10 protein-coding genes are annotated in these 13,106 nt (G+C 44.6%); 7 read left to right on the top strand and 3 right to left on the bottom strand.

Features of this window, described 5'->3' with window-relative positions:
- Nucleotides 1–75 precede the first annotated feature (75 nt).
- The 5 genes from grcA3 (at nt 76) to DWW81_RS03240 (ending at nt 8,271) form a co-directional block, all read left to right on the top strand.
- Nucleotides 76–327, top strand: a complete 252-nt coding sequence (grcA3, locus tag DWW81_RS03220) for an autonomous glycyl radical cofactor GrcA3 (RefSeq protein ID WP_022287416.1) — start codon at nt 76–78, stop codon at nt 325–327.
- Between the two features lie 256 nt (nt 328–583).
- Nucleotides 584–1,327: a pyruvate formate-lyase-activating protein gene (gene pflA, locus DWW81_RS03225; protein ID WP_117896695.1), complete on the top strand. Its 744-nt coding sequence runs from the start codon at nt 584–586 to the stop codon at nt 1,325–1,327.
- A gap of 148 nt (nt 1,328–1,475) precedes the next feature.
- Nucleotides 1,476–2,558, top strand: a complete 1,083-nt coding sequence (locus tag DWW81_RS03230; protein ID WP_041337647.1) for a carbamoyl phosphate synthase small subunit — start codon at nt 1,476–1,478, stop codon at nt 2,556–2,558.
- Between the two features lie 321 nt (nt 2,559–2,879).
- Nucleotides 2,880–6,935, top strand: a complete 4,056-nt coding sequence (gene carB, locus DWW81_RS03235) for a carbamoyl-phosphate synthase large subunit (protein ID WP_117896694.1) — start codon at nt 2,880–2,882, stop codon at nt 6,933–6,935.
- Between the two features lie 130 nt (nt 6,936–7,065).
- A complete protein-coding gene (locus DWW81_RS03240; protein ID WP_041337153.1) occupies nt 7,066–8,271 on the top strand; it encodes an LL-diaminopimelate aminotransferase in 1,206 nt (401 codons plus the stop codon).
- A gap of 281 nt (nt 8,272–8,552) precedes the next feature.
- Here DWW81_RS03240 and DWW81_RS03245 read toward each other — a convergent pair whose 3' ends face one another.
- The 3 genes from DWW81_RS03245 to DWW81_RS03255 form a co-directional block, all read right to left on the bottom strand.
- Nucleotides 8,553–9,371 carry an AraC family transcriptional regulator gene (locus tag DWW81_RS03245; protein WP_117896693.1) on the bottom strand — a complete coding sequence of 273 codons (819 nt, stop codon included), beginning with the start codon at nt 9,369–9,371 and terminating at the stop codon, nt 8,553–8,555.
- A 65-nt stretch (nt 9,372–9,436) separates the two neighbouring features.
- Nucleotides 9,437–9,793 (bottom strand): stage V sporulation protein AE, encoded by a 357-nt coding sequence (gene spoVAE / locus DWW81_RS03250; RefSeq protein WP_117896692.1) that lies wholly within the window; start codon nt 9,791–9,793, stop codon nt 9,437–9,439.
- Nucleotides 9,793–10,809, bottom strand: a complete 1,017-nt coding sequence (locus DWW81_RS03255) for a stage V sporulation protein AD (protein WP_117896691.1) — start codon at nt 10,807–10,809, stop codon at nt 9,793–9,795. The genes spoVAE and DWW81_RS03255 overlap by 1 nt, the downstream gene beginning before the upstream one ends.
- Nucleotides 10,810–11,064: 255 nt before the next feature.
- Here DWW81_RS03255 and DWW81_RS03260 point away from each other — a divergent pair, with 255 nt between their 5' ends.
- Both DWW81_RS03260 and DWW81_RS03265 read left to right on the top strand, forming a co-directional pair.
- Nucleotides 11,065–12,318 carry a DUF975 family protein gene (locus DWW81_RS03260; RefSeq protein WP_117896690.1) on the top strand — a complete coding sequence of 418 codons (1,254 nt, stop codon included), beginning with the start codon at nt 11,065–11,067 and terminating at the stop codon, nt 12,316–12,318.
- Nucleotides 12,318–13,067 carry a putative ABC transporter permease gene (locus DWW81_RS03265; protein WP_117896689.1) on the top strand — a complete coding sequence of 250 codons (750 nt, stop codon included), beginning with the start codon at nt 12,318–12,320 and terminating at the stop codon, nt 13,065–13,067. The genes DWW81_RS03260 and DWW81_RS03265 overlap by 1 nt, the downstream gene beginning before the upstream one ends.
- The last annotated feature ends 39 nt before the right edge of the window (nt 13,068–13,106 follow it).

Raw genomic sequence — 13,106 nt, forward strand, 5'->3', positions numbered from 1 at the left:
CTCCCTATTTTAGAAAACGGCGGAGGTTCGTTCTCCGCTTGTTTTCCATAAATACTAAGAAAGGAATGTAATACTATGGCAAACTTTGAACCAACAGAGGCACAGGTAGACAACCTTATCGGACTTCTTGACGGATATGCTGAAAAAGGCGGTCATCACCTTAATGTAAATGTACTTAACAGAGAAACTCTTCTGGACGCTCAGGCTCACCCTGAGAAGTATCCACAGCTCACTATCAGAGTTTCAGGCTACGCTGTAAACTTCGTAAAGCTTACTAAGGAGCAGCAGGACGACGTTATTTCAAGAACGTTCCACAAGAGCCTTTAATTTGAGCTTTGCCGCATAGAATGAGTTTCTTTGCGGATAATATGCACACGGGCGGTCGGCGTCGTCTTACATGGAACTTCTTGTTTTATGTGGATGAGAGCTGCCGCTCGTTTGTTGCTTTTTGCGGATAGGTATGCGGTGATATAAATTTGTGAGCGAGCAGAAACGGGACGTCGAGGGTGCCGTCCCCTACAGAATTGTTTGTGCAGGCTGAACGGGCGTGCGTTCATGCGAAATAAAAAAGGAGGGATATCCCATGGAGGGATTTATACATTCTACGGAAAGCTTTGGTACGGTGGACGGACCGGGGATAAGGTTTGTTATTTTCTTTCAGGGCTGTCCTATGAGATGTCTTTACTGCCACAATCCTGATACTTGGAAGATAGGCACAGGTACAAAGAGGACGGTTGAAAGTCTGCTGGCGGAATATGACTCGGTAAAAGAGTTCATGAAAAACGGCGGCATTACCTGCACGGGCGGCGAGCCTTTGGTGCAGATAGACTTTGTGACGGAACTTTTTGAAAAGGCTAAGGAAAAGGGGATACACACTTGTCTTGACAGCTCGGGCATCACTTTTACGCCTGACAGCACGGAAAAGTTTGAAAGGCTTTGCAAATGCACCGATCTTGTTATGCTGGATATCAAGCATATTGACCGTGAGGAACACAAGAAGCTTACGGGGCACTACAATGACAACATTCTTGCGTTTGCGAAGTTTTTGTCGGAGCATGGTGTGCCTATATGGATACGTCATGTTGTTGTGCCGGGTATCACGGACAAGGAAGAATATCTTTTCAGGCTGGGCGAGTTTATCTCACAGCTAAAGACTTTGAAAGCGCTTGACGTTCTGCCTTATCACACTATGGGCAAGGTGAAGTACCAGCAGCTTGGTATAGATTATCCTCTTGGTAACACGCCGCCTCTTGACAAGGAGGACGCTGTTAAGGCGAGAGATGTTATCATGAGAGGGCTTAAAGCGGCGTTGAAAAAGAGAAAATAGTATTTTAGACGAGTGGACTTCGGTCTGCTCGTTTTTTTTAATTTACACTGAAAAATAAAAACTAAAAAAAGTGTTAAAAGCCTTTACAAAGGCAGGCGGTTGTGTTATAATAGTAATCGTAAAAATTTGCGTGAAAAAGGAGGAGCTTATAGTGCAGAAGGCGTATCTGATTTTGGAGAACGGTACTATTTTCGAGGGTAAAAGTTTCGGCGCAGCTGGCGAAGCTATTGGCGAAATTGTTTTTACTACGGCTATGACAGGCTATCTCGAAACACTTACTGACCCTAGTTACTACGGACAGATAGTTGTTCAGACATTTCCGTTAATTGGTAACTATGGCGTTATTCCTGAGGATTTTGAAAGTGAATGTCCTCATGTTAAAGCTTATATTGTTAGAGATTGGTGTCAAGAGCCTAGCAACTTCCGTTGTGAGGGTGATCTTGACACTTTTTTAAAGCAGCATAACATCGTAGGTCTTTACGGTATCGACACTCGTCAGCTCACAAAAATAGTTCGTGAGTCGGGTGTTATGAACGGAAAGATCGTTCCTGAGGGTTCAAGCTTCGGACTGACAGATCTTAAGAACTACACGATAGTTGAGGCTGTAAAGAACACGACCTGCTCGGAGGAGAAAACATTCGAGCCTGAGGGAGAGGTCAAGAGGAAGGTAGTGCTTTACGATTTTGGTGCAAAGCACAACATTGGAAGAGAGCTTGTTAAGAGAGGCTGCGAGGTAACTGTTGTTCCTGCATACACAAAGGCAGAGAGGATAAAGGAGCTTGCACCTGACGGCATAATGCTTTCAAACGGCCCTGGAGATCCTGCGGAGAATGTGGAGATAATCGAGGAGCTTAAAAAGCTTTCTGAGATGAAGATACCTACTTTTGGAATTTGTCTGGGTCATCAGCTTTTGGCGCTTGCACATGGTGCGATGACACACAAGCTGAAGTATGGTCACAGAGGTGCGAACCAGCCTGCTGAGAACACAGAAACAGGCAGAGTTTACATAACATCACAGAACCATGGATATGCAGTAGAGAACGATTCGCTCCCTGAGGGTGAAGCAAAGGTGCTTTATGTAAATGCCAATGACGGCACTTGTGAGGGTATCAGATATCTCAACGAGCCTGCATTTTCTGTACAGTTCCACCCAGAGGCTTGTGGTGGTCCGCATGATACTGACTTCTTGTTTGATGAGTTTATTGAGCTCATTGACACTAACAAGAAATAAGCTCTGATTTTTTGAAGTATAGAAATTATTGATCTCAGTTTCTGCAACAGTAGGGGCGAACAGTGTTCGCCCGTGGCTGACGGAATGTGTTTGATATGACTATTGTAGTGTTCATTATTCGAGCGGCTTTTATATGGGGCGGTCGTGATAGTGAACGGGCGAACGCTGTTCGCCCCTACATTATGTTTTACTGAGGTCGTTAAGCTTTAACACAGAGGGTTGCTGGGTGCGGTTTTCGAGAGTGTGAGAAGGGATAACTCCTCACTCCTCACTCCTCACTTTCAGCGTTTCCCTAAACTTTTCAGAAAGGATTGAATTTAAGTGCCTTTAAATAAAGATATAAAGCGAGTTCTCGTTATCGGCTCGGGTCCTATCGTTATAGGTCAGGCTGCTGAGTTTGACTATGCAGGTACACAGGCTTGCCGCGCGCTCAAGCAGGAGGGTCTGGAGGTTATTCTTATAAACTCTAACCCTGCTACTATCATGACGGACAATGCTATGGCTGACAAGATATACATTGAGCCGCTTACTCTTGAAACTGTTAAGAGAGTTATCAAAAAAGAACGCCCTGACAGCCTGCTTTCTACCCTTGGCGGTCAGACGGGTCTTACGCTTTCTATGCAGCTTGCTAAGGAGGGATTCCTTGACAAGTATAATGTTAAGCTTCTTGGTGCTAACCCTGAAACTATCGACAAGGCTGAGGACAGACAGATGTTCAAGGATACTATGGAGTCTATCGGTCAGCCATGTATCCCTTCTAAGGTCGTTAATACTGTTGAGGACGCTGTTGACTTCGCTAATCAGCCCGGTATCGGTTATCCTCTTATCATCAGACCTGCTTTTACCCTTGGCGGTACAGGCGGAGGAATCGTTAATGACGAGGAAGAGCTCAAGGAGATCACAAGAAATGGTCTTTATCTTTCACCTATCACTCAGGTGCTTGTTGAGAAATGTATCGCAGGTTGGAAAGAGATAGAGTTCGAGGTAATGAGAGACGCTAAGGGCAATGTTATCACTGTTTGCTCAATGGAGAACTTTGACCCTGTTGGTGTTCACACAGGCGACTCTATCGTTATAGCTCCTGCTGTTACGCTGGCTGATAAGGAATATCAGATGCTCCGTTCCGCAGCTTTGAAGATAATCGATACTCTTAAAGTAGAGGGTGGCTGTAACTGTCAGTTCGCTCTTAATCCTGACAGCTTCGAGTATGCTGTTATCGAGGTAAACCCTAGAGTTTCACGTTCTTCCGCACTTGCTTCTAAGGCGACAGGTTATCCTATCGCTAAGGTCGCAGCTCAGATAGCTATAGGTTATACTCTTGACGAGATAAAGAATGCTGTAACAGGCAAGACTTATGCTTGCTTTGAGCCTGCCCTTGACTATGTTGTTGTTAAGCTTCCTAAGTGGCCTTTCGACAAGTTCGTTTATGCTAAGCGTGAGCTTGGTACACAGATGAAGGCTACTGGTGAAGTTATGGCTATCGGCTCTACTTTTGAGCAGGCTATAATGAAGGCTGTAAGAGGAGCTGAGATAGGTCATGACTGCCTTATCTCACCTAAGATGCTTGACCTTGATGACAAGACTATCCATGACAGACTTTCTGATTGCACAGACGAAAGACTTTTCGTTGTATACGAGGCTCTCAGACGTGGTGTTTCTGTTGATGAGATACACAGCATCACTAAGATAGACGAGTGGTTCCTCTACAAGCTCTGCAAGCTTATTGACATGGAAAAGACGCTCAAAAATAACTTCAACGAGGAAACTTATCTTGAGGCTAAGAAGATAGGCTATACTGATAAGGTCATCGAGAAGATAACAGGCAAGAAGATAGAAAAGCCTGTTCATGCTGTATTTAAAATGGTTGATACCTGTGCGGCTGAGTTTGCGGCTATGACGCCTTACTTCTACTCAACATATGACAACGAGGACGAGGCAAGCGAGTTCATTGCAAACAGGGGTCATGACAGAAAGACTGTTATAGTATTCGGTTCAGGTCCTATCAGAATAGGTCAGGGTATCGAGTTCGACTATGCGTCAGTTCACTGCGTATGGGCTTTGAAAGAAAAGGGCTATGACGTTGTTATCGTAAACAACAACCCTGAGACAGTTTCAACTGACTTTGACACTGCTGACAGACTTTATTTCGAGCCTCTTACTGACGAGGACGTTATGAACATCATCAGAGTTGAAAAGCCTGTTGGAGTTGTTGTGGCATTCGGCGGACAGACTGCTATCAAGCTCACAAAGCATATGGCTGAGCATGGTGTAAACATTCTGGGTACTCCTCCTGACGCTATCGACGCTGCTGAGGACAGAGAGAGATTTGACGAGCTGCTTGAACAGCTGAAAATAAAGAGACCTCAGGGCTTCACTGTCATGACTTGTGACGAGGCTCTTGAAGTCGCAAACAAGATACACTATCCTGTTCTTATGAGACCTTCTTACGTTCTTGGCGGACAGAACATGATAATCGCATTCAACGATGACGATATCAAGGAATACATGGCTATCATTCTCGACCAGGGAATAGAGAACCCTGTACTTATAGACAAGTATCTTATGGGTACTGAGCTTGAGATAGACGCTATCTGTGACGGCGAGGATATTCTTATCCCTGGTATCATGGAGCATATCGAGAGAACAGGTATCCACTCAGGCGACTCTATTGCGGTTTATCCTGCATGGAACGTTTCTGACAGCCTGATAAACAGAATTATCGAGTGTTCAAAGAAACTTGCTATCGCACTTAACACAAAGGGTCTTGTAAACATTCAGTATATTGCATACCATGACGAGATATATGTTATCGAGGTAAACCCACGTTCTTCAAGAACTATCCCTTATATCTCTAAGGTAACGGGCGTTCCTATGGTAGACCTTGCAACTAAGTGTATGCTTGGCGAGAAGCTCAAGGACATGGGCTACGGCACCGGTCTTTACAGAAATTCACCATATGTTGCCGTTAAAGTTCCTGTATTCTCATTCGAGAAGCTTATCGGCGTTGACAACCACCTTGGACCTGAGATGAAGTCAACAGGTGAGGTGCTTGCAGTTTCTAATTCTCTTGAAGAGTCACTGTATAAGGCCCTTACTGCTGCTGGCTACAAGCTTGGCAAGAAAGGCGGAGTATTCATCACCGTTAGAGATTCTGACAAGGGCGAGATACCACAGACAGCTAAGATGTTCGCTGACCTTGGATTTAAGATATACGCTACAAACGGCACTGCTAAGGTGCTTCACGAGCACGGCATTGACGCTGAGGTAGTGGCTAAGATACACGAGAACGAGGACAACAACACTCTCACACTTATCGAGAGCGGAAAGATAGCTTATGTTATCTCAACTTCTTCAAAGGGAAGAATACCTACAAGAGATTCTGTTAAGATAAGAAGAAAGACAGTTGAGTGGAACATTCCTTGTCTGACTTCTATCGACACTGCAAACGCTATTGCGGCATCTATCAGAAGTAAATACACTGAGTCAACTACTGAGATAGTTGATATAAACAACATGAGAACTGAAAAGCAGACATTTGAGTTCACAAAGATGCAGGGCTGCGGCAATGACTACATCTACTTCAACTGCTTTGACCAGAGAATAGACAATCCTGAGGGTCTGGCACTCAATCTGTCTGACAGACACTTCGGTATCGGCGGTGACGGTGTTATCCTTATTTGCCGTTCAAAGGTCGCAGACGCTAAGATGAGAATGTTCAATCTTGACGGTTCTGAGGGCAAGATGTGCGGAAACGGTATCAGATGCGTTGCTAAGTTCATGAGAGATAACGGCATTGTTGACAAGGACGAAATGACTATCGAAACACTTTCGGGTATCATGACAGTTTCACTTATCCGTCACTACGGTGAGGTAAGCGGTGCTACTGTAAACATGGGCAAGGCTATTCTTGCTCCTCACCTTGTTCCTGTTGAACTTGAGCCTGACGAGAACGGCAGGGTAGTTGACAGAAAGGTGAATATTGCAGGAAATGACTACAACATCACCTGCGTTTCAATGGGCAACCCACACGCTGTTGTATTCATGAACAATGTTGACAGCCTTGACATTGACAAGGTAGGTCCTGAGTTCGAGCATGACAAGATATTCCCTGAGAGAGTGAACGCTGAGTTCATCAAGGTGATCGATGACCACACACTCAAGATGAGAGTATGGGAGAGAGGCTCAGGCGAGACTTGGGCTTGCGGCACCGGTGCTTGTGCAGCAGCAGTTGCGGCTGTTCTTAACGGATTCTGCAAAAAGGACGAGGAAATATCTGTTATACTTAAGGGAGGCACTCTTAAGATAAGATACACAGACGAGGCTGTATATCTTACAGGCGACGCTGTAACAGTATTCTCAGGTCACATCGTAATGTAAATTTCGCAGCGGACACTGCGTTAAAAAAGCGGCAGCCGCAGAGCGTTTTGAATGTGCTTTGCGGCTGTGTGCGTTTTATAAGTTTGACCCGTGAAACTTCGGGTCGCAAAAATGAAAAGGAGTTGGAATTATGCCAAGTATCAACGAAAATTTTCTCAAGCTGGAAAAGAATTATCTTTTTATAAACATTGCCAAGAAGGTAAAGGCCTTCACTGAGGCACACCCTGAGGCTGACATCATCAGAATGGGTATCGGCGACGTTACTCAGCCTATCGCAAAGTGCGTTGTTGAGGCAATGAAAAAGGGCGCTGACGAAATGGGCGTCAAGGAAACATTCAAGGGCTATGAGGACAGCGGTGCAGGATATGACTTCCTGAAAGAGGCTGTTGCAGGCTACTACAAGAGCTTCGGCGTTGACATTCCTGCTGACGACATCAGGATAAACGACGGTGCAAAGTCTGACTGCGGAAACATTGTTGACATTTTCGGTGACGACAATGTAGTGCTTATCACAGACCCTGCATATCCTGTTTATGTTGACACAAACCTTATGAACGGCAGAAAGGTAATTTATGCTGATTCAAACGAGGAGAACAACTTTGCGGCTATGCCTGACGAGAACGTAAAGTGCGACATTATTTATCTTTGCTCACCTAACAATCCAACGGGTTCTGTTTACACTAAGGAGCAGCTTAAAGTTTGGATAGACTATGCAAAGAAGAACAACGCTATCATCATTTACGATTCTGCATACGAGGCATTCATTACAGAAAAGGACGTACCAAGAAGTATTTTTGCTGTTGAGGGTGCAAAGGAATGTGCTATCGAGATGTGTTCACTTTCAAAGACAGCAGGCTTCACAGGAATGAGATGCGGATATACAGTTATCCCACACGAGCTTGTTGTTAAGGCATCTGACGGCAGCGAAGTTTCTATCGCTCAGCTTTGGGGCAGACGTGAAGGCTCAAAGTTCAATGGTGTATCATATCCTGTTCAGTGTGCTGCTGCAGCTGTATTCACTGAGGAGGGTCAGAAGCAGACAAGAGCAAACATTGAATACTATCAGAACAACGCAAAGGTAATGGCTTCCACACTTGACGAGCTTGGTATCAAGTACACAGGCGGCAAGAATTCGCCATACATTTGGCTGAAATGCCCTAACAACATGGGTTCATGGGAGTTCTTTGATTATCTTCTTGAGAATGCAAATGTTGTTGGCACACCTGGCGCAGGTTTTGGCAAGAACGGCGAAGGCTGGTTCAGACTTACTGCTTTTGGTGACAAGGACAGAACTGTTGAGGCTATGGAGAGAATAAAGAAGCTGCTTTCTAAGTAGTGAGGAGTTAGGAATTATTCTTGCTTTTACTCTGATATTCTCGGATAGGTTTTATATGATTTTAAAAGGGCGGTTTTGACCGCTCTTTTTTTGTTCGCAAATTCTACCGCCGCAAAATCGCTTCGCTCTTTACGGGATGGGGTTGTAAAATGAGATAGTAAAAGCGGTGCAGAGTTTTTTACTCCGACACCGCTTTGTTATTTGCTTTAGTTTGTGTTTCTTCTACTTGGTAGTGGCTCTTTGCTAGGTTTGGCTATGCCATTCCTCACTCTTCACTTAGCCTACACCTTTATTCTCCGATACTCTCCCGGAGTCATATTTTCATACCGCTTGAATACCACGGAGAAATAAGATCCGTCCTGAAAGCCCGTTTCATCTGATATCTCGCCTATGGTCTTGTTGGAATACACAAGCAGATCCTTTGCGTGCTGTACCCTTACTTGCGCAAGATACTCCATAGGTCTGAGCTGAAAATTTTTCTTGAAAAGTCTGCATAAGTGCTGCTCGGATACTCCTGCGATTTTTGCAAGCTCGTTAAGCTTTATTTGCTCCGGATAATGCTCTTCAATATACTGCAATACGTCTGCCAAGGCAACAGATTGTGCGGTATAAAATGACGAGAGCCTGTTATCAGCTATTTTACGATATTCTATAAGAAAGTCGTAAAGCTGTGCTGAAGCGTAATGATTTCCATAAAGCTTATCACTTTTCAGAGTATAATAGATGCGTGTTATGATACGGCGTAATCTGTCCATATCTACCCCTTGAATGGCGGTGAACTTATTTAGCTTCCACTGCTCCAAGAGGGAAATGACCTGTGAGCCGGAAAAGGCTATCCAATCCAGATACCACGCATCGCTTAGTGCATGATACTCATGTGGACAGAATGGGGGGATATAGAAAACAGTATCGGGCGGTATTTTTGTGGTTTCTCCGTTTATTATGACCTCGCCCTCCCCTGAGCGTGACAAAAATATTTGTGGGTACTCGTAGCCATCTGCACGTTTTATTGGAAACTGCCAGCTTTCAAGTCCCAGACCTACCACATAAAAGGGCAGGTTTTTTTCGTCGCCTATGACGGGATATATCTGTTTATACATTATTCTGCACCCCCAATTTACATATCTTTATAATACCACTGGGTTTGGGGTTTGTCAAGATAAAACTATTCTTTTGCTGAGCTTTTAAAGAAAAGCGAAAAGATAAAGGCGAATGTCATGGCTGCAGTTATGCCTGCGGCGGAGGCGGTAAGTCCCCCTGTGAAAATGCCTAGGAAGCCTATTTTATCTATCTGTTCACGGACACCGTTATAGAGAAGATAGCCGAAGCCCGTGAGAGGGACAGTTGCGCCACAGCCTGAGAGGTCTATAAGTGGTTTATAAAGTCCCAGCGCACCCAGAAGCACGCCGCCTGTGACGTATGCCACCAGTATTCGTGCGGGGGTCAGTTTTGTGAAGTCCATAAGCACCTGCCCTATGGCACAAAAAAGACCTCCTATAAGAAAAGCCATTAGATAGTCCATTAGTTTGCTCCTTTCATATCTTTTTCCCCTGACAGCCACACGAGATGTGATATAGATGGAATAGATTCCCCTTGCTGATTTACTGTTGGTGACATTAGCGCACCCGTGGCAGCAAAGAGGATATTTTTTATTTCACCTGCACGGAGCTTCGGGAGAAAATAGCCGCACAGAACGCTTCCTGCACACCCACAGCCGCTTCCCCCTGCGTGGATATCCTGCTCGTCAAAGTCATAGAGCATCATGCCGCAATCTTTATGATTGTCACGGATATTTATATTTTCACGCTCGAAAAGCTCACAGAGAATACGGCTTCCAACTTTGCCAAGGTCGCCTGTGACGATATAATCGAAGTCGGAGGGGGTCATGCCTGTGTCGGTGAAAAAGGTGCTTATAGTGGAAAATGCGGCAGGTGCCATGGCTGCTCCCATGTTGTTGGCGTCGCTCACGCCCAAGTCAACTATTTTTCCGATAGTACAGCCCCTGATGTAGGGGGGCTTGTCCGAGGGGGCAACCACCAATGAGCCTGAGGCTGTGGCTGTCCACTGAGATGTGGGAGTGCGCTGTCCACCGTAGTTGAGGGGAAAGCGGTACTGTCTTTCAGCGGTGCAGAAGTGGGAAGATGTGACCGCCATTGCTTTTTTTGCGAGGTCGTTGTCAACGAAAAGAGAGGCGAGGAGTAGTCCCTCCGCCATGGTGGAGCAGGCTCCGTAAATGCCGAGAAAGGGCATTCCAAAGGCTCTTACGCCATAGGTAGTGCCGACACACTGATTTAACAGGTCGCCGCCGAAAAGCACGTCTATATCTTCGGGGGAGAGGGCGGCTTTATCCAAAGCGTGAAGCACTGCCTGCTTTTGAAGCTGACTTTCGCCCTTTTCAAAGCTATCTGTGGAGAAATAGGGATCATCGTTTATTTTGTCAAAATAGTCGCCCAAAGGTCCTTCGTTTTCTTTCTTGCCGCCTATGGCTGCGAAAGAGATGACAGAGGGTGAGGTTTTCATAAGCTTAGTGGCTTTCATTTTATCACTCCTATTAATGAATATCGTCATTTGATGTTATTTTCTACATTGCAGATGAAAATATGCAAAAAAAGTTTGGCGTTTTAAACGTAAACTTAAAACTATCTTAAAATAGACTTGTTTTGATCTCAAAATCGTTGACATATTCACAAAAAAAAGATATAATTAAATAGTCGATTTATTGTTGATCATGTAGTGTTTTGTTAAGTGGTATGTGTGAAGGGAGGATATGTCCCGTCGGGGGCATAGTTTTAGATGAAGAATAATGAAGATAAGCCGGTGGTCATAAAGCTTGACCGAAAAAAAATAAAGCAGTCGGCTAAAGGCAGGGTGAAGCGAAATTATATCGCCTGCATAGCAGTGTGCTTCATAATGGTATTTATTGCAGGAGAATATGGCTCGACCACGCAGAATGTGTCAAGCTATGATAATTCTCACGTTGCTGATCTTAAATATGACGCCGAAGATAAGGAAGAGATCATTGAGGACATGGTTAAAAATGAGCTTACAGCAGAGCAGGTCAGTGACAAGTGGCAGATAGATAACCCTGACGCTGTAAAAAAGTGGCTGGACGCTTATAAAAAATACGGAGTTGACGGACTGAATTCAAAGGAAGTCACGTTCTTTGGTTCATCAAACGACACTTCTAATCTTGAAGCACTGGCAGACGCTTTTTCTTTTAGCCGAAATGCAAAGGAAAAGGCACAGACCTATCTTAATGACAGGCTCAATAATTTTACAGCCTCTGCTTCGGTTTATTTTGACAGTGCAACAAGCTCTAATTCCTATCAGTTTTCATTGCTCACGGCGATAATGAATGTTTTAGGAAAAAAATCCACATGGGATACTATAGTTTCATTCGTGTATTTTATTTTCCAGTTGATGTTCACCATATTCATAGTTAATGTGCTATGGGTATGTGAGAGAAGATTTTTCCTTGAAAATCACACATACAAGAAAACGAAGATAGGCAGACTAGGCTTTCTTTTCCGCGAGAGAACGCTTCACCCCGCAAGGACTATGTTTGTAACCAGCATATATCAGACCTTATGGGCGTTTACTATCGTGGGATATCCTATAAAACATTATGCCTATTCAATGGTGCCGTTCATATGTGCGGAAAACCCTAACATCAAGACGAGAAAGGCAATAAAGCTTTCTATCGCCATGACTAGGGGATACAAGTGGCAGCTTTTCAAGGTGGATCTTTCTATGATAGGCTGGACACTGCTTTCGAGCATATCGTTCGGTGCGGTGGGAGTATTCTGGTCTAACCCATACACAACTGCGATAGACGCAGAGGTGTATTTACAGCTAAGGCGTGAGGCTATCAGGAACAAGATAGAGGGCTATGAGGAGCTTAACGACAAGCTGCTTGACCTTGACCTTCTGGAAGAGCTTATGGCTGAGGAAGCTGCACAAAAGGGCGAAAATCCTGACATTGTTAGAAGCATACCGATATGCACGATAAAAGTGCCTGAAAATAATGAGAATGGGGGCGGTGAATAATGGAGAGAACGCTGACGCTTGACGATCTGCGGGAATTTGAGCAATACCCCGGTCTTGCGGTAGACAGAAAGGCGCATTTCAGCCGATTTGCCAACAAGACTATAGTTCACCGTGACTATCACAGAAACTATACACTCATGACGTATATACTGCTGTTTTTCATATTCGCATTTATAGGCTGGATATGGGAAGTGGGCATACACATCGTTGAGGACGGAGTTTTCGTCAATCGAGGAACCATGTTTGGTCCATGGCTTCCTATATATGGTTTTGGCGGTGTGTGCGGTATCATACTGCTGAAGCGGTTCATAGACCACCATGTGGCGACTTTTTTCCTTGTTGTGGGGTTATGCTCGGTGGTCGAATATGCAACGAGCTGGTATCTTGAAACGTTCAAGCACATGAAATATTGGGATTACACGGGATATTTCTGCAACATCAATGGCAGGATATGTCTTGAGGGAGCGTTGATATTTGGCTTTGCAGGCTGTGCAGGAATATACATCATGGCACCGTTTTTTGATGATCTTTTGAAGAAGATACCATTCAAGGCAAGGTTTGCGGCGTGCGTGATACTTGTTGTATTATTCTGTTGTGACGCTGTTTACTCAAAGGCTAATCCTAATCAGGGCAAGGGCATAACTGATTATGCGGCTTACAATCTGCCTTTTCACAGGGTCGTGATTAGTGAGGAGTTGGGTGTTAGGAGTGAGGAATTATTATTGTTACACTCTGATATTCTCGGATAGGTTTGATGTGACTATTATAAGGGCGGTTTTTGACCGCCC

The organism is Ruminococcus sp. AF17-1AC (genome assembly GCF_003461385.1).
Lineage (GTDB): Bacteria > Bacillota > Clostridia > Oscillospirales > Ruminococcaceae > Hominimerdicola > Hominimerdicola aceti.